A 23386-nucleotide genomic window follows, 5' to 3' on the forward strand; every position below is an offset into this window, starting at 1 on the left:
GACCGTGGTGCGTCCGCGACACAGCGTTTTCCCGAGACTCCTCTGGGGGCTAACCCCCGGCTCGCCATACTGTCGTGGTGACCGACAGGGCCGGCTCGGGGCCGGCGATCCTCAGTTACCTCGGACCGAACTGGTTCGCCTCGGTGATGGGCACCGGCATCGTCGCGACCGCGGGCGCGACCCTGCCGCTGCACGTACCCGGCCTGCGGGGCTTCGCCCTCGCGGTGTGGGTGGCGTCCGCGCTGTGGCTGATCGTGCTGCTGATCGCGATGGTCGGGCACTGGGTCCGCACTCCCGTGGTGGCGCGCAGCCACGTCCGCAACCCGCAGATGGCGCACTTCTACGGGGCCGCACCGATGGCGTTGCTCACCGTGGCGTCCGGAGCGCTGCTGGTCGGCAGGGATCTCATCGGCGAGCGCGCGGCCGTGGACGCGGCGTGGGTGCTGTGGACCGCGGGCACCCTCGGCGGGCTGATCACCGCGATGAGCATCCCGTATCTGATGTTCACGCAGTACCGGTTGGAACCCGATGCCGCGTTCGGCGGCTGGCTGATGCCCGTTGTGCCGCCGATGGTTGCGGCGGCGACGGGTGCGTTGCTGATCCCGCACATGGCGCCGGGTACTGGCCGGGCGACGATGTTCTACGGCTGTCTCGCGATGTTCGGGCTGTCTCTGGTCGCCTCGCTGATCATCATCACGATGGTGTGGAGCCGGCTGGCGCATTTCGGCACCTCCGCGACCGCTCGCGTCCCGACCTTGTGGATCGTTCTCGGTCCGCTCGGCCAATCCATCACGGTCGCAGGGCTTCTCGGCACAGACGCGGCGCTGGCCGTCGACCCGCGGCTGGCCGACGGCATGAGCATGTTCGCCGTGCTCTACGGCGTGCCGGTGTGGGGCTTCGCCGTGCTGTGGATCGGGCTGGCCACGGCGCTGACCGTTCGCACGCTGCGGCGCGGGATGCCGTTCGCGCTGACCTGGTGGAGCCTGACCTTCCCGGTCGGCACGTTCGTCACCGGGACGACGCAACTGGCGGCGCACACCGGACTGCCGGCGTTCCGGGTGGCTGCCGCAATCGCCTATCTGGGGCTGCTGAGTACGTGGCTGTTGGTGGCGGTGCGCACGCTGCGCGGCGGACTGCGAGGGGGTCTGTTCGCGCCGCCGGCGCCGGGTCCGATCCGGGCGGCCAAAGATTTACTGGTCTGACCACTTGACCTCCTGACCGATGTCGGCCATGGTGGAGGCATGGCTCTGCGACCGGTGCACCGACGCTCGGTACCCGAGGACGTGTTCGACCAGGTGATGTCCGATGTGCTCAGCGGGGAGATGCGGCCCGGTGAGACGCTGCCCAGCGAGCGGCGCTTGGCCGAGGTGTTGGGCGTGTCACGGCCGGCGATCCGCGAGGCGCTCAAGAGGTTGGCGGCCGCGGGGCTGGTCGAGGTCCGACAGGGCGGCTCGACGACGGTTCGGGACTTCCGGCGCACCGCCGGGCTGGACCTCCTGCCGCAACTGCTGATGCGCGGCGGCGAGCTCGATCTCGCGGTGGTCCGCAGCATTCTCGAGACCCGACTGCACAACGGTCCCAAGGTGGCCGAACTGGCCGCCCAACGCCACGGCCCCGACGCGCGTGAAGCCCTCGAGGCTGCGGTGCGAGCCTTGGCGGAGGAAGTCGATCCCGTTGCGGCGCAACGGTATGCGCTCGACTTCTGGGACCACGTCGTCGACGGCGCCGACTCCATCGCCTTCCGGCTGATGTTCAACACGCTGCGCGCCACCTACGAGCCCGCGCTGCCCGCCCTCGCCGCGGTGATGACCGGCGAGGTCGGCCAGGTGGACGCCTACCGGGCCCTGGCCGAGGCGGTCGTGTCCGGGGACGCGACCGCTGCCCGCGACAACGCCCACCGTCTGTTGGAGCCCGCGACCACCGCGTTGCTGACGGCGCTGAACGAACTGGAGGAGAGCCGATGACCACCACCAACCGACCGCTGCCCACCCGTTCGGGGCGCCGACACGTCACACTCGGCGACGCCGCGCGCGAGTTCGGCCGGCACCCCACGCCCTGGATGATCGGCGCGACACTGGTCGTCGCCGCAGGCGTGCGAATCATGTTGGGGGACTGGACGTGGGCCGACGTCGCGGTGCCGGTCGTGATGCTCGCCGCGTTCCCGTTCTTCGAATGGGCGGTGCACGTGTGCATCCTGCACTGGCGGCCGCGCCAGATCGGGGCGCTACGTGTCGACCCTCTGTTGGCGCGCAAACACCGCGAGCACCATGTCGATCCGCGTGATGTCGCGCTGATCTTCATCCCGTGGCAGGCGCTGCTCTGGGTGCTTCCCGTCGCGGTCGCTGTCGCGGTGCTCGCCTTCCCCCGCCCCGGACCGGGCCTCACGTTCCTGACCAACTTGGCGGTGCTGGGCCTGTGCTACGAGTGGTGCCACTACCTCGTGCACAGCGACTACAAGCCCAAAACGGCGGCCTACCGGGCGATCTGGCGCAACCATCGCCAGCACCACTTCAAGAACGAGCACTACTGGTTCACCGTCACCAGCGCGGGCACCGCCGACCGTGTGTTGGGCACCTATCCGGATGCGGGCGCGGTGGCCACATCACCCACCGCCAAGAACCTGCACGGGCAGCCCTCCTGACGCCACCCGCCGGCATGTCAGAATCGCCACGTGCGAATCGGGATGACGATGCCGGTGATGGAACCCGACCTGGACCGCGCGACACTGCGCGACTGGGCGCGGTTGATCGACGACGGTCCGTTCTCGTCGCTGTGCTGGGGTGAGCGGATCGCGTTCGACAACCCCGAGAGCCTGACGCTGCTGGGCGCTCTGGCCGCGTGGACGGACCGGGTGCGGCTGGTCACCACCGTGGTCATTCCCCAACTGCATGACCCGGTGATGCTGGCCAAGGCGATGGCCACCGGCGACATGCTCAGCGGCGGTCGGCTGACCGTTGGTATCGGTGTCGGCGGCCGGCACGAGGACTATCGTGCCGTGGGCGCCGACCCGGCGACCCAGACCATGCGGGAGATGGCCGATCGCGTCGCGGTGATGCGACGGGTGTGGGCGGGGGAGAAGGTCACGGAGTCGACGCTCCCGGTCGGGCCGCCGCCGGTGCAGCACGGCGGCCCCGAATTATTGGTCGGCACAACGGGTCCCAAGACGGTCCGCAGCTCGGCGAGCTGGGCCGACGGACTGGCGGGCATCACCCTGGACCTCGACGCCGCTGCCCAGAACGAGCTGTTCGACGTGGCGCGTGACGCATGGCGTGCGGCGGGCAGGACTGCGCCGCACCTGGCGACCTCCTTCTGGTTCGCCGTCGGCGAGGGCAGCGCGCCGCGCGAGCAGGTGCACCGTCACCTGCTGCGCTACATGAACTGGATTCCGGCGGAGATCGTCGACGCGATGGCACCGACGACGGGGTGGGCCGGCACCCAGGACGACTTGCGTGCGGTGCTGGCCCGGTTCGCCGACATCGGAACCGACGAGATCCACCTGATCCCGACGAGCAGCGATCTCGACCAGGTGCGCCGAGTCGCCGAGGTGGTCGCCGACCTGGTGTGACGGCGGCGCACCGCCTCAGCTCAGCGCCGGGGCCGACCTCAGTTCATCGCTGTCGCAGCGCTGCTGCCCTGCCCCTTGCGCAGCGTGTCGAGCAGCTCGCGGTACGGACCCACCAGATACGCGATATCACCGGCGTGCAGCTGAGAATCACGGCGCGGGTGCAGCTCCCGGGTGCCGTCGCGGCCGACGATCTCGATGACCCGGGTCTGCGTGGACAATTCGGCCATCCGGATCCCGTCCAGTTCGCTTCTCGCTCCGACCCGCACGCCACCCACCATGAAGGACGCCTGACCCACCGAGAAAGTGCCGAACACGGTCAGCCCGAGTGCCGCGCCGATGAACCACGGCGCCGCCAGATCCACGGTGGAGAGCACATTCTCGAACCGGAACCGGTGGGCCACCGCCGAACCCAGGGCGCGGTCGAACACCCGCAGGACCACCGGCACCTCCACGTGCCGGTCCTTGGACCGTTCGCGGGACACGATCGCCGTCTCGATGTTGACCATGTCGTCGTCGGTCAGCACGGCCACCGCCACCGCGTCGTCGATGCGCGCCGCCTCCAGCGTCGACCGCAACGTCGCGTCGCCGAAGATCACCGGAATCCCCAGTTCGATGGCCGCGGAGAGGTAGCGATTCTCGTCGTTCAGTTCGATCACGGCGACGTCGTGGCCGGCGGCCTTGAGGTCCGAGGCGACCCGGACGCCGAAGGAGCCCAGCCCCACCACGATCATGTGGTCCTGCAGTTCGCGCACCTTGCGCCGTCCCGCCGAGTACGCCAGACGCCGTGAGAGCAGCACGTCGGCGATGAAGGCCACCAGCACGGCGGTGGTGGTGATGCCCGCGAACATCAGCACGATGCTGAACAGCCGTAGCCAGGTCGCTTGGCCGCTGAAGCTGAAGTCGCCGTAACCGACGGTCGCGATCGTCTCGGTCGAGAAGTAGAGGGCGTCGACGAAACTCATGCCCGGCTTGTCGTAGGTGAGCCACAGCAGAATGGTGGAACTGAGGAGCAGGCCCAGCGACGCCGACAGCGCCCGGTAGAAGTTGGGGTTCACGTCCTCGTGGAAGGCGCGCGCCGCGTTGCCGATTCGGGTCAGCGGCGAGCGGTGCGACCCCGCCGCTCGCGCGCCGGCCACCGGGCCGTCGGCGGCCAGTTCGTCCTCGGTGCCGATCACGGCGACCCAGTCACCTTCGTCGACGTGCAGATCGCGGCCGGGGCAGGCCACCATCTCACCGGGTGTCGGCGACTGCGCGCCGCGCACGACGGCCACCGGCGCCAGATCGCCGTAGACGTCGCGCAACGTGCCCGACCGCGGCGTGTCAGCCCCCGACACGACGAACCGAAGGTCGCCTGCGGCGATGGAATGCGTGGTGCGCTGCAAGCAGGCCTCGACGACCGACGGCGCGGCCAGATCGGCGACGTCGAGGACGGCGCCCGGTCCGTGCCCGGCCGCCATCGCCTCCCGCAGCACACCGTTGGCCAGTCGGGTCACCACCCGCACGGTCGCACTGAGACGACGTGCCAGAAGGGCCATCTCGAGATTCGCGGCGTCGTCGGCCCCGGCGCACACCACCGACGCCGCCGTGGCGAGGCCGGCTGAGGACAGCTGATCGGCACGGTCGATCACCGTGACCGTGGCGCCGGCGCTGCGCAACTCCGCGGCGATGCGCACCGCCAGCGCGTCGGCACCGCTGACGATGATGTGGCCGACCATTGCAGCAGGCTACGCAATGTCGCCGCGACGGGCAGGCTGAAACCCCGACTTCAGATCGTGACGACCTCGTATCCGCCGAGTTGACCCACGAGGGTGTGCAGATGGTCCTGCGACGAGCCGAGCGTCTGCTCGATCGCCGTCAGCCGCGCGGCGTAGTGGCCCACCGGGTACTCCGCGGTGACGCCGATACCGCCGTGGAGCTGGATGGCCTCCTGGCTGATGTGTCTGCCGGAGCGGCCGATCTGCAGCTTGGCCCGCGCGGCGATGGTCGGGTCCAGGTCGCCGTCGGCGATCGACATCGCCGCGTACAGCGCCATGCTCCGTGCCAGTTCGAGCGAGACGTACATGTCGGCGGCGCGCTGGGTCAACGTCTGGAACTTGTTGAGCGTGACGCCGAACTGCTTGCGCTGGGTGAGGTACTCCGTGGTCAGCCGCAGCGCCTCTTCCATCGCGCCGAGGGCCTCCGAACACAGGCCGGACGTGATCCGCACGAGCGCGCGCTCGATCGCGGCCGATGCGTCCGCCGCCTCCCCGAGCGGCTCCGCGGCTGCCGCGTCGAGATCGATCTCGGCACCCCGCTGACCGTCGAAGGTGCGGTAGGCCCGGCGCTGCATCGCGCCGGCGTCGACCAGGAACAGCCCGGTGCCACCGTCGGGCAGTGCCGCAGTGACCACCAGGGTGTCGGCGGAGTCGCCGGCCAGGACGGGATTCTTGCGGCCGCTGACGGTCCACGAAGCACCCTGGCGTGCAGCGGTTGTCGACACCGTGGTGGTCGGCCGCCGCATCCCCGGCTCGTAGTGGGCGAAGGCCAGCAGGCGCTCGCCTGCGGCGACCTCGTCGAGGATCGCGCGCTGCTCGGCGCTGCCCGACTCGGCGATCACCGCGCCGGGTCCGAGCGCGGCGTGCAGCACCGGCTCCGGCGCCAGCCGCCGACCGGCCTCGGTGAGCACGGCGTGGATCTCGATCTGACCGCCGGCGTCCTCGTCGAATCCGAGTCCGAGCACCCCGACCTCGGCCAGCTGGCCCCACACCTCACGACTCCAGCCGAGCTCGGTGTCGAGGGCCTTGAGCCTGCTCTCGGGATCGTAGGCGCGCGTGAGCATCTCGCGCGTCGTGTCGCGCAGCAGCGTCTGTTCTTCGCTGAGTTGGAAGTCCATGATGTCCGCCTTGTCTCTACAGTCCGAGGATGGTCGACGAGATGATCGTGCGCTGCACCTCGTTGCTGCCGCCGTAGATCGAGGTCTTGCGATAGTTGAGGTAGCGCGGCGCGCTGTGTTGCGCCCACTCCGGCGACGCGATCTCGGCGCCGTTCGGGAACGGCAGGATGTCGGGGCCGGCCACCTCCATCATCAGCTCGGTGGCGAGCTGCTGCAGCTGGCTGCCGCGCAGTTTCAGCACCGAGGACGCCGGGTTGGGCTTGCCGCCCTTCGACCCCGAGGTGACCCGCATCTGCGTCAGTTCCAGTGCGAGCACGTCGTTTTCGGCCTCGGCCAGGCGGGCGGCGAACAACGGATCCTCGAGAAGGCCGTTGGCCTTGGCCCGCTCCTTGACCTCGGCGAGGCGCACCTTGGTGCGACCGACCTGGGCGATGCCGGTGCGCTCGTTGCCCAGCAGGAACTTCGCGTACGACCAACCCTGGTTCTCCTCGCCGACCAGGTTCTCGGCGGGCACCCGGACGTCTTCGAAGAACACCTCGTTCACCTCGACGCTGCCGTCGACCAGTTTGATCGGCCGCATGGTGATGCCCGGGGTGTCGAGGTTGATCAGCAGAAACGAGATACCGGCCTGCTTCTTCGGGGCGTTGGGGTCGGTGCGGACCAGGCAGAAGATCCAGTCCGCGTACTGGCCCAGCGTCGTCCACGTCTTCTGCCCGTTGACCACGTAGCTGTCGCCGTCCCGCAGCGCTGTGGTGCGCAGCGACGCGAGGTCGGAGCCGGCCTCGGGTTCGGAGAAGCCCTGGCACCACCAGATGTCGAGCGAGGCGGTCGGCGGCAGGAAGCGCTCCTTGACGGCCTGGGAGCCGAACTCGGCGATCACCGGCCCGACCATCTTGGCGTTGAAGTTCAGCGGCTCGGGAACACAGGCCAACTGCATCTCGTCGAGCCAGATCTGGTGCTGGGTCGGCGTCCAGTCCTTGCCGCCCCACTCGACCGGCCAGCTGGGCACCGCGAGGCCGTGGTCGTTGAGGATCTTGTGCGCCGTGACGATGTCGTCCTTGCTGATCTCCGTGCCCGCTCGGCTGCGTTCCCGGATCTCGGCCGGAATCTCGGTCGTGTAGAAGGTGCGAAGCTCGTCGCGAAAGGCGGCTTCCTCGGGTGTCAGTGCCAGCATGGCGGCCTCCTGCTCCATCGATGGACCTGCATGCAGACTAACCACTTGGTTGGCCAGGGCTGCTGCGGGTGCGGAGTATGCCATCGCGCGATGCATGTTATTGCCCCGTGCGTCAGTTTGCGGCGTAGCCTCACCAGGTGTCCAGACGGCCAGGATCAGTTCGCCGCGATCGATCGGCAGCTGGGGGCATAGCTCCGCTCCGCGGGCGGTGAACCGATCGGGGCGCGGAATCGTGCCCCCTACATCAGCGTCGATGTAGGGGGCCACGATGAAGTCACCCACAGCACTTCAGACCGCGATCGCCACCGCAGGGCTATCTGTGGTGTCCGCCGCCGCCGTGGTGATGGGGCCGCCGGCGTCCGCGGCGCAATCGCCGCCTCCGGTCACTCGCGAGGTCACGTTGACGGCCGCGGCCGTGCCGCCGGGCGGTCTGCTCGCCAGCGTGCTGATCAATCAGGTCCGCTACTGCGCGATCATCTGCCCGCTGGTCGTCGACACGGCCGTCACCGCAGGCACGACGATCCTGCGCGTGCCCGTGACGTTCTTGAGTGCCTTGCCGTCCAGCGACCTGCTGCACGCCATCGGCGCTGCCGCGGCATCGGTGACCGGGCCGACCAACGAGGCCGCGCAGGCGGCCATCGTCGCCGACGGTTCGCGGGTCGCGCCCCGCGCGCTCAATGCGCTCGAGGTGGGTGTGGTGGGTCTGCTCGACGTGCTGCCCGCGACGGCCGGCGGATTACCGGGCATCGTCGACGCGCTGCAGACCGCCCGCGAGGACACCTTCACCGCGTTGAACGCGCCGATCGTCGCCGACCCGGCGCCGACCGCACACCCTGACGGCGTGCTGCAGGTTGTGGTGGTGGAGTCCCTCAATGTCGTTGGCGCTGTGATCTTCCCGGCGTTCAACCACGTCTTGTCCGCGGTGTTCGACGTTCCGGATGCGTTCGCCAGTGAGCTCGCCGTCTCTGGGAACCTCGGCCTGGCGGCGGCCGCGGGGGTGCGCACGGCTGCCGGCCATGTTCACGCGGCCGTCTCCGTGGTGGGCCAGACGGTGCGCACGGGACTGCAGCACGTCGCCACCGCGATCGAGGACTCGCGCCCCCAGCGCACGTCGGCGAAACGGGACGTCGACGCCGCGACGCCTCAGCGGCGCGACAGGCACACCGAGACCGCGGGCGTGCGCCACGTCCGCGGTGCCCGGGCGTCTCGGACCGAACGGGCCGACGCGACGTCGGCCGGCAAACGCCTGGCTGAACGGGCAGACAGGGGCCGTGGCGCGAGGGTGGAACGACGGCGGTGATCCGGGACCGCCCGTGATCACGTTGCCCCGTGATTGCGGGAACAATTTTTTGGACCGGCCCGGCTAATCTTTTGACCTTGATGAGAAGCGTTTAAGCAGCGCACTCTCGAATCCATGGCCGCGGCCAGCGATGTGTAGCAAACCTAACCAGCCTGAGAATTTCTGAGAATCGTGTTTGACATCGCTGTCAATAGAGCATTCAAGCCCACGAATGGATGGCCCCGCAGCACGGAAGCGGGACCGCGGCCGAACGCAGGAGAAGGAACCATGGCTAATCAAGGACTGACCCCTGAAGAGCTGCAGGCAGAGGTCGGCATCGCGCTACCGGACAAGGAGGTCGTGTCGATCATCGACGTGAACGCCGACATCAACGTCGGTATCGACGCCGCCTCGCCGATCGACCTGTCCGCGGCCGCCAACCTCAACGTCGCCGCGCCGATTCAGGCCGGCGCCGGCGCCAACGTGCTGACCTACGGCTCGGGTGCCGACGCCACCGTCACGCACTCCGCCGACGGCGGCGTCGTGATCATGCAGACGATGGACAACGTGACCGCCGACGCCACCTCCGTCCAGGACAGCGGTATCGATCAGGCCGGCGACACGTCGACCGGGACGGTGACCAACCCCGGTACGGACACCGGCACCGACCCGGGCACCGGCACGGGCACCGACACCGGAGCCACCGTCGACACCGGCACCGGAACCTTCTCCGACGGCGCGCTTCTGAACGTCGACGTGAACGTCGACCTGAACGCCGACCTGGCGGCGCCGATCGCCGGCGCGGTCGCGGCCAACGCGAACGTGGCGGCGCCGATCAATGCGGGCGTCGCGGCCAACATCGGCTCGATCGATTCCACGGCGGACGCCGTGTCGATCCAGGACGCCACCATCACGCAGACGATGAACGACGTCCACGCGACTGCCGACTCCGACCAGACCTCGAGCATCGCGCAGGGCGGCACGAGTAACACGGCCGACGGCACGACCTCGAGCGGCACGACCTCGAGCGGTACGACCTCGAGCGGTACGACCTCGAGCGGCACGTCCGGCACCAGCGGTGGCACCAGCTCCGCTGCCTGACGGCACGCGCTGACGCGGTTCGACGATCGAGGAGTGTTCTAGGTGACCGTGACGAGCGAGGGGTCGGCGCCTCCGCAGGAGGTGCTGAAGCGGGCCGACGGCGTCGAGCTGATCGGGGAGATGGCGGGATCGGGCTACAAGGTCCCGCCCTCCCTGGTCCGCCGCGCCGACGGGCAGACGATCCAGCTCACCCCGCTGCTCTACGCGATCCTGCGCGAAATCGACGGCGCCCGCACCCCGGAGATGGTCGCGGCCGCGGTGTCCGAGGCGACCGGGCGCACGGTCTCCGAGGACAACATCCGTCACCTTGTCGACAAGCAGTTGCGGCCACTGGGCCTGCTGGTGCTGCCCGACGGCGGCCAGCCGGCGACAAAGAAGCGGAACCCTTTGCTCGGCTTGCGGTTTCGCTATGCAGTGACCGAACCCGACCGCACCCGCCGGCTCACCGACCCGTTCCGGTTCCTGTTCCGGCCGTGGATGGTCGTTCCGATGCTCGCGGTGTTCGCGGTCGTGTGCTGGTGGGTGTTCTTCCGCAAGGGTCTGGCCCACGCCGCCTACGACGCTTTCGAACGACCCGGGCTGCTGATCCTCGTCTTCGTGGTGACGATCCTGTCCGCGGGGTTTCACGAATTCGGGCACGCCGCGGCGGCGCGCTACGGCGGTGCCACACCGGGTGCCATGGGGTTCGGGGTCTACCTCGTCTGGCCGGCCTTCTACACCGACGTGACCGACACCTACCGCCTCGGTCGTCGGGCCCGGGTGCGCACCGACCTCGGCGGGCTCTACTTCAACGCGATCGTCGCGGTGGCGATCGCCGGCCTGTGGTGGTGGCTCAAGTACGACGCCCTCCTGCTCGTGGTCGCAACGCAGATCCTGCAGATGCTGCGCCAGCTCGCGCCGATGGTGCGGTTCGACGGCTATCACGTGCTCGCCGACCTGACCGGTGTCCCGGACCTGTACTCGCGGATCAAGCCGACCCTGCTCGGGCTGTTGCCGTGGCGCTGGGGCGATCCGCACGCGCGGATGCTCAAGCCGTGGGCCCGCATCCTCGTCACGGTCTGGGTGCTGGTGGTGGTTCCGATGCTGCTGTCGGCGATCGCCGGCGCGATCCTCGCGCTGCCCCGCCTGCTCGGCTCCGCATGGTCGGCCCTGGGGACGCAGAGCGACGTGCTCACCAATTCGTGGGCCGACGGCGACTTCATCCAGGTCGTCGCCCGTGTCCTGGCCATCGTGGCGATCGTCATCCCGGTGGCCGGCGTGCTCTACATGCTCGTCCGGTTCGGCCGGCAGACCGCGCTGAGCGCGTGGAAGACCACGGCCGGCAAGCCGGTGATGCGGGTGCTGGTCATGTTGGCCGGTGCCGTGCTCGCGAGTGGGATCGCCTACGCGTGGTGGCCGGGGGAGTCGAACTACCGGCCGATCCAGCCGTGGGAGCGGGGCACCGTCGGTGACATCGCCTACGCGCTGGGCATGGAACGCCTGGCGCATGAGAAGCCGCTGCAGCGGACGGAGGGGACGCGGCCCGTCGCCGCGAGCCGGACGATCGCGCCGGGGCAACGCGGCGTGATGCAGGTGATGTGGGACACCCGCACGTCCCTGCCGAAGGCGGGTCAGCCGCGGCTGATGGTCGTGCTGATCCCCCGGATCCTGCGCAGCGGTGGCGCATCGACCGGCGCCACGACAGTGGCCGACAAGGGCTGGGTGTTCCCCGTCGACAAGCCGCTCACCCCGGGCCCCGGCGACAACCAGGCGCTGGCGGTCAACACCCGGAACAACACCGTGGTCTACGAGGCCGCCTTCGCGCTGGTGTGGGAGACCGACGAGAACTACGCCGAGAACATCAACGACGCGGAAGCCTATGCGTCGTGCCGGAATTGCGGTGCGGTGGCGGTGGCCTACCAGGTGGTGTTCGTCATCGACAACGACGACACCAACGACAACGTGGCCACGCCGCAGAACCTCGCGGGCGCGTTGAGCTACGACTGCATCAACTGCCTGACCTACGCGCTGGCGCAGCAGCTGTTCATCACCGTCGACGAGCCGCTCTCGGCCGGGGCGATGGCGAAGATCGACGAGGTGTGGACGCGGGTCGCCGCCTTCCAGAAGTCGATCGAGGCGGGTCAGGTGAAGCTCGCCGACATCCAGCCCCAGCTGCAGGCCTACACCGACGAGATCAAGGCCATCGTCGAAGAGGATCAACCCGGCACGTTCGCGACGTCGACAGCGGTGGCCACGACATCCGCGCCCGCCGCACCGTCCTCGAGCGCCGCGCCGAGTGTGTCGGCCACCCCGGTGGCGACGCCGACCAGTGGTACCCCGGAGCCCAGCGCCAGCGCCGCGCCGTCACCGAGTGAGACGGCCGCCCCGTCGACCTCCGCGGCGCCGACGACGACGGCGGGCTCGACGTCGACCGTTGTGGTGTCCGACCCCACCGCGACGGTTGACCCGTCGGCGACGGGCTCGACGTCGACGGGAACGGCGACGTCGGGGGACACCACGTCCGGTGGCACGACGTCCGGTGGGACGACGTCGGGTGGGACGGCATCGGACGGGGGCACGGCAAGTACGCCGTGAGGCGCCGAACGTACGGTTTCTGACGTCGCCACTCGCGTTCCGCGTCACAAAGCGAACACTCGGCGTGATTGATACGTAGCAGTGGCCGTCACCCACCGACCCCGTCGTCCAGACCGGGGATGGGGTGCCGAAGTACCACGGCGCAGTATCGCGTGGCGGGGCCGCGCACTGGACCGTGTCCCGGCAGACGGACGAATTGACGTTCATGTATCGCTTACCGCCCGTTCACGCCGGCATGACCCCGAGCAACTAGCGTCGGCCGATGCCGGCAGAAGCGCGGGCCTACGGTGCCCACCAGACCTTCCAGAGTGCCCTCCTCCTCGCCCTCACCGAGGGTCGAAGGGCTGATCGCGCAACACAATTCAGTGAGCAAACCTGGCATTTCATCGATGCTGTCGCGGGTGCGCACCCCGATGCCACGGCGGCCCTGATCAGTGCGGCGTACGACTCATTCGAACGGGATTGTGACGAGGCGTTGCGAAATATGGCCGAATGGTGAACGGAGTGCGACCATCCGCAGATGGTCGATTCAAGCGAATGGACGGCTATCCAGCACGTGGTGGAGCGGCTGACACAGTGCTACCCCGCTGTCGAGCCGGACACCGTCATGACGGTGGTGCACCGCTCCCACGCGATGTTCGACGGGCGGCCGCTCCGTGACTTCGTGCCGCTGTTCGTCGAACGGCGCTCCCGCGAGGAGCTCGCGAAGATCGGCGGCTAGAAAGGCCGGCTACGTATCGTCGGGCTGGAGAGCGAATCGCTGATCGATACGGGCGATCATGGCGTCGAGTCGGGCGAGGTCGTCCTCGGCTCTGTGCATGTCGGCGATCACCCTGCTGGTGCTGTAACCGTCGCGGATGATGTCGCTCCGGTTACCGATGCGGTCCATCACCTGGCGCCGCTCGGCTGCCAGTTCCCGGCGCAGGCTCCGCGCTTGCTCCAGGTCCGCTACCCGCGCGGCATCTCGGGCATCGTTGCCGGCATCGTCGACGTCATCATGGACACGGTAATGACCCGGTCGCGGGATTCTCACACGGCCGATTTAGGTGGTGCCCCCGGCAGGATTCGAATCTGCCGCTTCACACTTCTGGCACATAGCTGGCGACCAGCCGAAACCACCCTTAAGCTTTAGCGATACACGCCTAACCACGTTGCAAGCAACGGCACTGCGCGTACTGTGACGAAGTACAGATCGTGCAGAGATCGTGCAGGAGGAGCAAACAGCATGGGCGGGAAGCAAGGGCGACGAGGGTGGGGCCACGTCGTGCGGATGAGGTCGAAGCGCTACCAGGCGAGTTACGTGTGGCCGCTGGGCGGGCCCCGGCATTACGCGGCGACGACCTACACGGCCAAGACCGACGCCGAGCACTGGCTCGGCGTCGAGCGGCGGCTGATCGAGCGCGGCGAGTGGACGCCACCGGCTGAGCGGGCCGCTGCGGCGACGGTGGCCGGTGTGCGGCTGGCCGTCTACGGCAGGCAGTGGATCGAGCAGCGCAAGCTCAAGCCGCGCACTCGGTCGCTGTACGAGTCGCAGCTCGCTCAGTTGATTGAGCCGTCACTGGGCAGGCTGCCGGTCACCTCGATAACCCCGGCCCGCGTTCGCGGCTGGTACGCCGCTCTGGACGGTGTGAAGGTACGCCGCAACTCGCAGGCGTATGGGCTGCTGCACTCCATCCTGGCCACGGCAGTCAAAGACGGCCTGCTGGCGACCAACCCGTGCCAGATCGAGGGCGCGATGAACACCCACCGCCGCCGTGAGCCGGTGATCCTGTCGGTGCCCGACATGGCTCGGCTCGCCGAGGCCGCACCGGACAACCGGCGAGCGCTGATCCTCCTGGCGGCGTGGTGCGGGCTGCGGTGGGGCGAGGTCGCTGAGCTTCGCCGCCGCGACCTCAGCGAGGGCTGCAAGATCCTTACCGTTGCGCGGTCGGTTACTCGCCGCGACGGAGTTACCCGCGTCGACACACCTAAGACCACGAAGCCGCGGAAGGTGGTGCTGCCGCCGCACATTCGCGAGGCCGTCAAGCACCATCTCGACGTGCATGTCACGCCGGACGCTGACGCGCTGCTGTTCCCCAACGGCAAGGGCGAGCACCTCAACGACAAGGTGTTCGCCGACTCGGTGTTCCGGCCTGCACTGAAAGCCATTGAGCGCGAAGGGGTTCGGGTCCATGATCTGCGGCACTTCGCCGGGACACAGACGGCTCGTGTTGGCAACCTGGTGGAGACCATGTCACGGCTCGGGCACACGACGGCGAAGGCAAGCCTGCTTTATCAGCAGCAGGTCGATGGCCGGGACGCAGTGATCGCCGATGCGCTGTCGAAGCTGGCCGAAATCGAGGCTAAGGCACACCTCAACTAGGGTCGACTCAGATCCCGCGCGCTCGCTCAAGCTCGCCCGTTTCCGATGCGTGTTGGGTGGATTGATCAGCGATTTCGGATCCTTGGATACTGAGTCGCTTGAGTAGTTCACCATCCGGTCCGTGAAGTTCCACTGTGACGGGATCCCGCGTAGCAGTTAGTGGCACACTTAAGCGGTCGAATCCTGTTGTGACCCAGTTTCTCACTACATCAACGGCTGCTGCGGCCGCCTCAGCGAGCGGCTCTGGCGCAAAGCTGGTGTCAATAAAGATCGATATTGCTCGGGCTGTGGCCTGGTTTTCACCGCCGGGGTCTCGGTAGAACAGATCCGGCGTGAACCCGCGATATGCGAATCCATCTGAGAATTCGTTGAATTCGGCTACTAGCGTCTGCGGCATGGCGTCCTTGCGGCCTGCTATCTCGATTCGGACCGGTCCGTAGTCAGGATGACCGGGATACATCCTCGCGTAGATCTCTCGCTGCTCGGGTGTGTGCGCAGGGATGTTCTCAACCCATGACTTGAAGTTCTCGACGCTTTGCGAGCGCACCACACCCAATTGCACTGCTCCGATCATCAGTGACCTGAAAGCGAGGTTTCGCGTGTGGCCTTGTGCCAGCAACACGACGACGGGGATCAGCGCCAGGAGCCACCATCGCGATTGGGTGCAGGCAAGGTACATCGTGATTACAAAGAGTGGGGGTACTACTGCCAGGCGCAGTTCTCTTTCCGCTTTAAGCCTGTCGGCTTCCGAGAACAGCATGGGTTCGTTGCCGAGTAGCAGAGTTGCCGGTAGCTCCAATTCCGCCTCTAGAGCTCTGCGTGCTGCGCTGCCTTTCTCGCCGATCTCCTTATCCGGATTCACGAATTTGCCATCCTCGGTGATGGTGGGGTGCTGGTACAGCCTTCCGGCTGCTTGCATCTCGTACTCATGAATCACATCGTGCTGCGATCCGGTGCCGACCGCCGCGACCCTGCGGTAAGCCCTGGTGATTCTTCCCCAGTCGCCCTTCTTGATCCGTTCGCCCGCAGACTTATCAAACCGTCGAAAGTAGGCAGTCATACCTTGGCTTAGCAAGGGCGATGCCGCTTGCGAGACCGATCCGATCAAGTAGGCGACTATGCCGGTGGCGAGTCCGATCCAGATTGGCCCAGCGGTCACCGCTAAGTCGTAGACGGCGGCGGCGACTTCGTTGGATGGTCGCGTGTTGATGTCCGGCTTGATCAGCATGCAAAGGAAGACCAGCCACATGTAGCCGGCGGCGAGCGGTGCCCGCAGGTCGCGGAAACCAGGAAGCGCCGAAGCGAGAATCTGCACATGACAACCATCCACCCTCCGGCCGGGCAAACGGTGCATTTCCCGCCCTGAGAAATTCCTCGGGCTAAGAGTCCCTGACCCGTACAGAACTGAAAGTGCAGTTCGTGCCGGTGGGGTTTGCGCGGGTGGGGAGGGGTCTGGTGCCGGGGTGTGTGCTGCTGGGGCTGTGTGGGCCGTGGAGCGACGTTCGGGGTGTCGGTGGTGTGGTGGTGTGGGTGTGTCGACTGAGGGCCTCTCAGCCCTGCTTCGCGGCCCTGTTCGCGGCGCGGGTCTGCGCGGCCTTCTGGGCGCGTGCCTGGTTCCTGGCCCGCGTGGCCTCTCTGCGCCTGAGCATCTCGTCCATCGTCGTCGGCAGGTCGGTGGGCAACCGGACCTTCTCGTCCTTGACGAGCAGCAGTTCGATGCGCGGGTCGCTGGTGAGGATCGTGAATGCCTCGTCGAGTTTCGTGACGGGCAGGTTGCACTGGTCGCCGTGGGTGTCGGAGTGCAGGGCTGCGATGAGCTTCTTCCACTGCGACCGTGTGATCAGGCCGTCGGCCTTGAGTGCGGCGACGGCGGTCTGGTGCTTGTTGCGCTCGGCGTCGAGCTGGGCCTGGTACTCGGCTTCGACCTCGCGCCGGATCTTGCGGCGCAGCTCGGCCTCATCCGTAGTCGTAACAGTGGTGGTGTTAGGAGACATCGGTGCCGAAGAGGATTCGGGCGAAGAGGGCTTCGACACCGAAGAGGTAGAGGTCGTTGAAGGGTTGGCGCGCTTGCCATTCGTAACACCGTCGCTGTTACGAGAAGGGTTGGCGCGCTTGCCATTCGTAACACCGTCGCTGTTACGAGACGCGTAGACGCGGTGCTTGGTCGAGCAGAAGCGTTGCTTGGCCGCCATTGGCCCTGGCGTCGGGGTGAAGGGTTCGTTGCAGTACTCGCAGTTACGCGTCACTTCAGGCATGCCGACAGGTTACGCGTAACCGACCGGAGCCGCCACAACGAATTCTGTTCCCTCTCAGAGCCGTTCGTCAGCTACGAGAGGGGACAGGCTTACTTGCGTGCGCGGCCCTTCGCGGCCTTGACCACGCCAGCGGGGCCGCCGGTCTGCCGGTCGCGGGCCGGGGTGCGGTGCGGAGAGCGAGCGGCCTTGGCGCGGGCCAGGTCGTCGGCTCGCTGCTCGTCTGCTGCGCGGGCCCGACGGGCGCGATCCGACTCTGTGGCGGTGGCGGCCTGGGCGACAGCCTCGACGCCCGACGCCACCAGGGCGTCGTGCTCCGGTGTCCAGTCGGGTCGGCCCCGCAGGGTGGTGAGCTTGTCGGCGAGCAGCGACAGGTCAGCGGTGATCTTCTCGGCTGCCTGCTGCGGTGATCCAACAGCGGTCATGGTGTCCTCCAAGAGTGGTTATCGGTGGCGGGCTTTCGCGGCGTGCTGGGCGGTCTTTCTGCGATGACAAGGCGCGCAGCAGGACTGGGCGTTGTCGAGGGTGTCGGAGCCGCCGTCGGCGACCTCGACGATGTGATCCACATCGGTGGCGCGGCCCACGCAGAGGCCGGGGATGCGGAGCTGGCACTGGTAGCGGTCGCGGGCCAGGGCGGCGGGCCGGACCACGCTGCGCCAGTGGTGGCGGTCAGTCGCGACTGACGACGCGGTGCGGGGGCTCATGTTCCAGCCGACGTGCTCGGGGCAGCGCTTCGCCGGTGGTGTGACCAGTCGTCGGCATCCGTTGCGGCCACAGTGTTTTGGTGCTCGGGCCATGGCTCAAACCGCCTGTCTCGCAACGGGTTTGCGGAGCCGCTCGACTGCGCCGTCCTTGCGGAGATGGCAACTCACACAACGGGGTTCGTAATGCTCGGGGTGGCAGCAGTAGGGCGGGGAGACCACACGTCCGGCGGCGTCGCGGCGGCGCGGCTTCTCGGCCTCACAACCTGAGAAGCTCCAGTGCTTCGCGGGTTGCTCACAGTCGACGCACGGGTGGTCGCGGGCGCTGCCCCGAGCAGACCGCAGCCGGTAGTGGATCGCGTTGTAGCTGGCGTCGTCGCCTCGCCAGTTCGGGTGCTGCTGGCCGGGCTTGAATCGTGGTCTCGGCATGAGGCTCCTCTCGCGGGGTGCCCCGGCCCCCGGCGTCACAAGGAGAGGAGTGTCGCCGGGGGCCGAGGGCCTGGAGAGCACACCGGCCGGCGCGGAGGATCAGGACGCAGGCTAGGTGCTCTCGGTTCCCGCGAAACAGGCTGCTGCTCCACCAGTCTCGCGGGCTACCGTGCTAGCTGCCGTCGGAACCGATGTGGACCACGGACGCGGCGTGCGGGAAGGCGAAGTCCAGTCGCATCACGCACCGCACGGCGAGGCTGTCGGAGCCGAAGAAGAAGCTCGGGTCGACCTGCAGGTCAACGTCTTTGCGCAGCACCACGAACACCTTCGAGCGGTCGTATGCCCACACCTCGTCGTCGTCGAGCGCGGTGTCCGGTGTGGTCCACAGCCTCACGCCGAGGAGCTGGCGCTCGATGCGCTGCGTCGCGCCGGTCGCCAGGTTCGGGCTCAGCAGGGGCTCGTTGGAGCCGCTGGCCTTCTTCAGCTTGGACAGCGCCAGCACGGTGGAGGCGTTCGCCACGAACGCGGTCGGCGTCGAGCCGGTCTGCTCGATCAGGCTGATGGCCTCGGCGAAGTCGTCGGCGTTGGCGTAGGAGCCGCCCGGCACAGCGCCTGCGGTGCCGATCAGCGACGCCAGGCCTGCCGGGCCCTTCGGTGTCGAGGCGGCGAACCAGGCCTGGTCGATCTTGCGTGCCATGTCGCGGGCCACGCTCGCGCCGACCAGAGCGGTCGCCTCGGGTGAGCTGTCCTCGGCCAGCTCTCGTGACACCTTCGTCAGCGACGCGATCTTCTTCGGGCGGGCGACCAGCTCGTCGACCGTCGGGTCGGTGAGGGTGATGTCCTCGCCCTCGTTGTACCAGGCCGTTCCGGCGTCGTCGGTGACGACAGGGAAGCGGAACTCAGCCGAGCTGGTGGGGACGACGGTCGCCGTCGACATCGCGACCGAGGCTTCCTGGGTGGGTTGAACGATGAGTGCGTGGACCTCTTCAGGCTTGAGAATGCCTGCAGCACTGGAGGATAGAAACGTCATGTGGTGACTCCCGGTGGACCGGGCCCGGCGCATGCACAGGCCCGACGTGTGATTCACGCGAGGGCCACGGGCCGGTCGCGGTGTCCACCAGGGACATTCGTGTCAGCCGGTCGGCCACGGGCCGGTGATCGGGTGACAGATGCCAGTGTGCGGCAGGATTGCCGCGCTCACAACCCTCAACCGGCCTCGACGGTGCCGGTGCGGGCGCGGGTGAACACGTCGCCCCACGTCGTCGTCGAGGCGTCGTCGTCGCCCGAGGTGTCGGGTTTGCGTGCGCCGGGTGTGACGCTGCCCGCCGGGGCTGCGGCGTTCTTGCACCAGTGCGGCCTGGAGGCGGCGAGGTCGCGCACCGCCTGCGCGACGCGGACCGGGTCGACCTGCCCGGCGTCGTTGAGCAGTGAGTCCAGCGTGGCACCGCCCGCCCAGAAGTCGCGGGCGTCGATCAGCCGCGAGGAGGCGAGGCGTTCGACCTCGGCGCGGTGGTAGCTCTCGACCTGGGTGGCCAGCCGGTCCCGTTCGGCCTCGGTGTCGCGAAGCTGCCGCCTGTAGCGAGCCGCTTCGCGGTCGGCCTTCGGCTCCTCGGATTCCTCAGTTGCAGCATCGGTTTCGTCAGCCTCACTGCCGGTGCTGTCGTCGCTGTCCACGCTCGGCTCGGCGGTCGCGGAATCCGTTGCGGCAGTGGCGGTTTCACCCTCGGTCGGTTCGCCGGCGGTTTCGGAATCGGTTGCGCTGTCGGTGTTTACGGTCATGGTGTCAGTGCCTTGCTGTGGCGGTGCGGTGTGAGAGGTCGAGCACTTCGAGGTAGTCGAAGAGCGAGCTGCGGGCGGCGTCGCAGCGCAGGCGCGGCTCGGCGTTCAGGCCGATGCGGGCCATGCCGAGGGCGATGCCGCGCACCTCGGGGTCGTCGGGCAGCAGGGCCAGGGCCCGCGTGATGGCGTCGTCGTCACGGTCGAGGACTGCCAGCCAGAGCATCGTCATGGCGATCTTCGTGCAGAGCGGTGTCGCGGCCCGCAGTGCGGCACGCCTCGATGTAGGCGGCGCGGCGCTGCTGGGCGATGCGGGTGGGGTCGGTGTGTGGCCGTTGGTCGATGACATTTCGCCTTTCGATGATTCGTGGGGTGGGGGGTTCGATGTGCAGGCCGCTGCACGGTGTGCAGGGGGCTTGTCTGAGGTGGCGGGTGCCGGTGGGCCGGTGGTTGTGGAAGCCTCGGCATAGCGGGCACCAGACGCGCCAGATGGTGGCGACTGAGCCGTCGGGCCGCACCCGCACTTCGATGCCGGTGACGGTCGCGGTCGGGTCGCGGCGCATCGGTCAATCGTCCTCCTCGGTGGCGGCGACGGCGGCGATCATGGTGCGGAGCGCACCCACGACGGCGTCCTCCCCGTGGAAACGTGCTTGCTGGTCGAGTTCCCTGTTGAGCAGGAACAGCAGCGCGGCGACGACGTGGGTGGTGCGGTGCTCGGCGGCGGCTTCGTCCAGGACCATGCCGACGCCTGATATGTCCTGGTCCCGGTACAGCAGTACGGCCTCGACGGCGCGTCGCAGGTCTGCCGCCTTGGGCACCTCCAATGAGCTCGGGTCAAATGCGTTGTCAGGCATGGCGTTTCCTCTCGTTAGAACACTGTGAGCTGCAGAACCTGGTGTTGCGGCGCTTCGCGTAGAAGTTGCCGCCGCAGTGCTCGCACGTCAGCAAAGCCGCCGGGGTGCTGGCGGCGAGTCGGATCACTGCGTCGCGGAGGGTGGCGTTCACCTCGTCGGTCACGCGGTGTCTTCCTGCGGGGCGTCGAGCGCGGCCTTGTTGCGGGCGATCACTACGCGGCGGCAACTGATGTGTGTGTCGCCCTGGGCGGCGACGACGGGTTTGCCGCAGACGGAGCATGGAGGGCCGAAGTTGTCCTCGGGGCGGTCGGTGGCGTTGCCCTGAATCGGGCTGACAGAGTGACCGCTTCGGGCTGTGGGAGTGCCAGTGGGGCCAGTACTCATACGTTGGCCCGACTGTGCAGTGGGGCCAATCGGCTCGCCGCGTTCGTCCTGGTCAGACCCAGCTGGGCCAGTTGGGCCAGTTGGGCCAAGCCCTATAGGTGCTGTGGGCTGGTGACCCGACTGTGTATTCGACTGCGGCAGTGACCAATGCGTGCGACGCGGAAAGCCATATGACTCGGCGGCCACACCCAATTTGCTCGCCACCCTCTTGATGGTGCGTTCGGAGAACCCGGCTTTGCGGGCGGCGACCTTCACCTCGGCAGAGGGTGCCCGGCCCTCCTGCTGCAGATAGTCGTGCAGCCACTCCTGCGCCGCGTGGGGTGTGTCGCCCTCGTCTGTAGCGTCGAGCAAATCCCTCGCGCTGTGGTCACTCTCGCCCATCCACTCCACGCGAGCCACGCCACCCTCGGTGCTCACAAGCCGGTAGGTCATCGCGGGGGCGATGGCAGCGAGGTTGTTCTTGACGGTCGCCAGCACGCGCACGTTCTCGTCGTCAGGGTGCGGTGCGACGACCATGCCGACCCGTGACGCGCCGACGATGCCGATGGAGCCGCCGCCGCGATACAGCGGATCGCCCTTGCCCTTGTTGAGGTGGCGCAGAAGCAGGATGGTGCAGCCGGTTTCGTCGGCGAGCCGGGCCAGCGGTGCGAGGATGCGGCGCACGTCCTGGTCCCGGTGAGAGTCGGTCCCTGACGGCAGGTAGGCCATGAGCACGTCGACCACCAGCAACACGGCCCCGGTGTCCTCGATGAGGTCGCGCATGGCACCGATGTCGGTCAGCACCGCCATCCGCAGGTCGCCGTGCTCGCCGGGCAGCGGGACGCCGCGCACCGCGTGGACCCTGGTCGTGTCGGCGTCGGCTGCAATCAGCCTGGGAACGATGGTGTCGGCCAGGCCGTCCTCAGCCGACATCAGGATCACGTCGCCGACGATGGGGCAGCCGGTGCCGTCCGGCCAGCGACCGCCGTTGGTGACGGTCGAGGCGAACGAGAGGGCCAGCGTGGACTTTCCGACGCCGGGGTCGCCATCGAGGGTGACAACCTTGCCCCGTGGAAGATGGTGCGGCCAAAGCCATTCCACCCGTTCGGGTTTGACATTGGAGAGGGTGATGGCGTCGAAGTGAAAGCCGTTGAGGTCACTCACCGGCCTCACCCCGCAGGAGGGCGAGGCGGTGTCCGCACTCGGCGACAGAGGCGGCGATATGGGCGACCATCGGCACCAAGTCGGTCTCGTTCTCGGCGTAAGCGGCCGATTGCATTGCGTGTCCGGCTGATTCGATGCGGCGGCGCAGTGACCGTGCCACCACGGCGGCCCCGAGGTCACGGGCGGCCTCGGGGCACACCCTGCGTGTGGTGGCGTCGCGCAGCGCCGCGAGAACTGCGGTCGTGGGGCCGTTCGCCGGGCGTCGCATCAACTGGTCGCTGACGGTCGCCGGGCTCACGGCGCGCCCGTCGGTGCCCATCTGTCGGATCGTGGCGACGATGCGGTCGGCGGGTGGGTCGAGGTCGTCATCGACGACCAGGCGCAAGACGGCCTGGTCTCCACCCCACAGCAGCGCACAGATTAGGTCGAGGCCTACGTCGAGCCTGGGGGCGTCGGTATGCGGCGGTAGGCTGAGCGCGCTTCGGGGAGAAGCCGGGGCGGCACCGACGCAGGTGCCCCCCCTCAGCGTTTCAGCCGCCCTAGGCGACACCCAGCACCCCGCTGCGCATCAGGTTGTCCAGCTCGTCGAGGTCGACGCGATAGGTCTTGGGGCCGATCCGGTAGACGGGCAGCTTCCCGGCTGCGATGAGGCCGCGCAGCGTGCGCACCGAGCAGCCCGCATACTCGGCTGCCTGTGTGACGTTGACCCGGCGGGGTCGCTGATAGGTGACGGGCGGCATGTGAACTCTCCTCTGGTGTACCGAGCGACCGCCGTGGCCGCTGTTTGCTCTCCAATTGCCAATGACACCAGTGAAATTCGTTGCTCGCAAGGCTCTTCGTGGTCAGCTAGCAGGCATTACCGTGTATGTCACACGGTGTGGGAAGAGAACGGTTATCCACAGGGTGGGGTTAGCTGTAAG

The 23386-nt window shown here is 68.0% G+C and carries 26 protein-coding genes; 10 read left to right on the top strand and 16 right to left on the bottom strand.

Annotation, left to right across the window (positions count from 1 at the left end):
• Window positions 1-77 precede the first annotated feature (77 nt).
• Genes G6N45_RS12220 through G6N45_RS12235 form a run of 4 tightly spaced genes read left to right on the top strand, consistent with a single transcriptional unit; the run spans window position 78 to window position 3565 of the window.
• On the top strand, window positions 78-1202 hold the full coding sequence (locus G6N45_RS12220; RefSeq protein ID WP_264060698.1) for a TDT family transporter: 1125 nt from the start codon (window positions 78-80) through the stop codon (window positions 1200-1202).
• Window positions 1203-1241: 39 nt separating this feature from the next.
• Window positions 1242-1964: a FadR/GntR family transcriptional regulator gene (locus G6N45_RS12225; RefSeq protein ID WP_163722579.1), complete on the top strand. Its 723-nt coding sequence runs from the start codon at window positions 1242-1244 to the stop codon at window positions 1962-1964.
• Window positions 1961-2641, top strand: a complete 681-nt coding sequence (locus tag G6N45_RS12230; protein ID WP_163722580.1) for a sterol desaturase family protein — start codon at window positions 1961-1963, stop codon at window positions 2639-2641. Before G6N45_RS12225 ends, G6N45_RS12230 begins: the two co-directional genes overlap by 4 nt.
• Before the next feature lie 42 nt (window positions 2642-2683).
• Window positions 2684-3565: an LLM class flavin-dependent oxidoreductase gene (locus G6N45_RS12235; RefSeq protein WP_163728289.1), complete on the top strand. Its 882-nt coding sequence runs from the start codon at window positions 2684-2686 to the stop codon at window positions 3563-3565.
• Window positions 3566-3603: 38 nt separating this feature from the next.
• Here G6N45_RS12235 and G6N45_RS12240 read toward each other — a convergent pair whose 3' ends face one another.
• The 3 genes from G6N45_RS12240 to G6N45_RS12250 are packed head-to-tail and all read right to left on the bottom strand — an operon-like array spanning window position 3604 to window position 7629.
• Window positions 3604-5280 carry an NAD-binding protein gene (locus G6N45_RS12240; RefSeq protein WP_163722581.1) on the bottom strand — a complete coding sequence of 559 codons (1677 nt, stop codon included), beginning with the start codon at window positions 5278-5280 and terminating at the stop codon, window positions 3604-3606.
• 50 nt (window positions 5281-5330) lie between these two features.
• Window positions 5331-6437, bottom strand: a complete 1107-nt coding sequence (locus G6N45_RS12245) for an acyl-CoA dehydrogenase family protein (RefSeq protein WP_163722582.1) — start codon at window positions 6435-6437, stop codon at window positions 5331-5333.
• A gap of 16 nt (window positions 6438-6453) precedes the next feature.
• Window positions 6454-7629, bottom strand: coding sequence for an acyl-CoA dehydrogenase family protein (locus tag G6N45_RS12250; RefSeq protein ID WP_246228966.1), 1176 nt, complete (start codon window positions 7627-7629; stop codon window positions 6454-6456).
• 250 nt (window positions 7630-7879) lie between these two features.
• Between G6N45_RS12250 and G6N45_RS12255 the strand changes: the two genes are divergently transcribed.
• From G6N45_RS12255 to G6N45_RS12275, 5 genes are all read left to right on the top strand, one after another.
• A complete protein-coding gene (locus tag G6N45_RS12255) occupies window positions 7880-8911 on the top strand; it encodes a hypothetical protein (RefSeq protein WP_163722583.1) in 1032 nt (343 codons plus the stop codon).
• A 171-nt stretch (window positions 8912-9082) separates the two neighbouring features.
• Entirely contained in the window at window positions 9083-9991 is a 909-nt protein-coding gene (locus G6N45_RS12260; RefSeq protein WP_246228967.1) for a peptidoglycan-binding protein, read from the top strand.
• A 42-nt stretch (window positions 9992-10033) separates the two neighbouring features.
• Entirely contained in the window at window positions 10034-12565 is a 2532-nt protein-coding gene (locus G6N45_RS12265; RefSeq protein WP_246228969.1) for a zinc metalloprotease, read from the top strand.
• 262 nt (window positions 12566-12827) lie between these two features.
• A complete protein-coding gene (locus G6N45_RS12270) occupies window positions 12828-13064 on the top strand; it encodes a hypothetical protein (protein WP_163722584.1) in 237 nt (78 codons plus the stop codon).
• Between the two features lie 21 nt (window positions 13065-13085).
• Window positions 13086-13286 carry a three-helix bundle dimerization domain-containing protein gene (locus tag G6N45_RS12275; protein ID WP_057148132.1) on the top strand — a complete coding sequence of 67 codons (201 nt, stop codon included), beginning with the start codon at window positions 13086-13088 and terminating at the stop codon, window positions 13284-13286.
• Between the two features lie 9 nt (window positions 13287-13295).
• Here G6N45_RS12275 and G6N45_RS12280 read toward each other — a convergent pair whose 3' ends face one another.
• Window positions 13296-13598: a hypothetical protein gene (locus G6N45_RS12280; protein WP_163722585.1), complete on the bottom strand. Its 303-nt coding sequence runs from the start codon at window positions 13596-13598 to the stop codon at window positions 13296-13298.
• Between the two features lie 192 nt (window positions 13599-13790).
• On the opposite strand from G6N45_RS12280, the gene G6N45_RS12285 reads away from it, so the two are divergent.
• Window positions 13791-14927 carry a tyrosine-type recombinase/integrase gene (locus G6N45_RS12285; protein ID WP_163722586.1) on the top strand — a complete coding sequence of 379 codons (1137 nt, stop codon included), beginning with the start codon at window positions 13791-13793 and terminating at the stop codon, window positions 14925-14927.
• A 7-nt stretch (window positions 14928-14934) separates the two neighbouring features.
• Here the strand turns inward: G6N45_RS12285 and G6N45_RS12290 are convergent, their stop codons facing one another.
• The 12 genes from G6N45_RS12290 to G6N45_RS12345 form a co-directional block, all read right to left on the bottom strand.
• On the bottom strand, window positions 14935-16242 hold the full coding sequence (locus G6N45_RS12290) for a hypothetical protein (RefSeq protein WP_163722587.1): 1308 nt from the start codon (window positions 16240-16242) through the stop codon (window positions 14935-14937).
• Between the two features lie 235 nt (window positions 16243-16477).
• Window positions 16478-17182 (bottom strand): hypothetical protein, encoded by a 705-nt coding sequence (locus tag G6N45_RS12295; protein ID WP_163722588.1) that lies wholly within the window; start codon window positions 17180-17182, stop codon window positions 16478-16480.
• A gap of 89 nt (window positions 17183-17271) precedes the next feature.
• Window positions 17272-17604 carry a hypothetical protein gene (locus G6N45_RS12300; RefSeq protein ID WP_163722589.1) on the bottom strand — a complete coding sequence of 111 codons (333 nt, stop codon included), beginning with the start codon at window positions 17602-17604 and terminating at the stop codon, window positions 17272-17274.
• Between the two features lie 18 nt (window positions 17605-17622).
• Window positions 17623-17883, bottom strand: a complete 261-nt coding sequence (locus G6N45_RS12305) for an HNH endonuclease (protein ID WP_246228971.1) — start codon at window positions 17881-17883, stop codon at window positions 17623-17625.
• A gap of 598 nt (window positions 17884-18481) precedes the next feature.
• Window positions 18482-19339: a phage major capsid protein gene (locus tag G6N45_RS12310; RefSeq protein WP_163722591.1), complete on the bottom strand. Its 858-nt coding sequence runs from the start codon at window positions 19337-19339 to the stop codon at window positions 18482-18484.
• Window positions 19340-19515: 176 nt separating this feature from the next.
• Entirely contained in the window at window positions 19516-20088 is a 573-nt protein-coding gene (locus tag G6N45_RS12315; RefSeq protein WP_163722592.1) for a hypothetical protein, read from the bottom strand.
• Window positions 20089-20092: 4 nt separating this feature from the next.
• A complete protein-coding gene (locus G6N45_RS12320) occupies window positions 20093-20317 on the bottom strand; it encodes a hypothetical protein (RefSeq protein ID WP_163722593.1) in 225 nt (74 codons plus the stop codon).
• Window positions 20318-20651: 334 nt separating this feature from the next.
• On the bottom strand, window positions 20652-20939 hold the full coding sequence (locus tag G6N45_RS12325; RefSeq protein ID WP_163722594.1) for a hypothetical protein: 288 nt from the start codon (window positions 20937-20939) through the stop codon (window positions 20652-20654).
• Window positions 20932-21102 (bottom strand): hypothetical protein, encoded by a 171-nt coding sequence (locus tag G6N45_RS12330; protein WP_163722595.1) that lies wholly within the window; start codon window positions 21100-21102, stop codon window positions 20932-20934. Before G6N45_RS12330 ends, G6N45_RS12325 begins: the two co-directional genes overlap by 8 nt.
• The gene (locus tag G6N45_RS12335) at window positions 21099-22466 is read right to left on the bottom strand and encodes an AAA family ATPase (protein WP_163722596.1); all 1368 of its coding nucleotides are present in this window, start codon (window positions 22464-22466) and stop codon (window positions 21099-21101) included. Before G6N45_RS12335 ends, G6N45_RS12330 begins: the two co-directional genes overlap by 4 nt.
• The gene (locus tag G6N45_RS12340) at window positions 22459-22851 is read right to left on the bottom strand and encodes a hypothetical protein (RefSeq protein WP_163722597.1); all 393 of its coding nucleotides are present in this window, start codon (window positions 22849-22851) and stop codon (window positions 22459-22461) included. The genes G6N45_RS12335 and G6N45_RS12340 overlap by 8 nt, the downstream gene beginning before the upstream one ends.
• Window positions 22852-23005: 154 nt before the next feature.
• Window positions 23006-23206, bottom strand: coding sequence for a helix-turn-helix domain-containing protein (locus tag G6N45_RS12345; protein WP_163722598.1), 201 nt, complete (start codon window positions 23204-23206; stop codon window positions 23006-23008).
• Between the last annotated feature and the right edge of the window lie 180 nt (window positions 23207-23386).

Source organism: Mycolicibacterium psychrotolerans, from assembly GCF_010729305.1.
GTDB lineage: Bacteria > Actinomycetota > Actinomycetes > Mycobacteriales > Mycobacteriaceae > Mycobacterium > Mycobacterium psychrotolerans.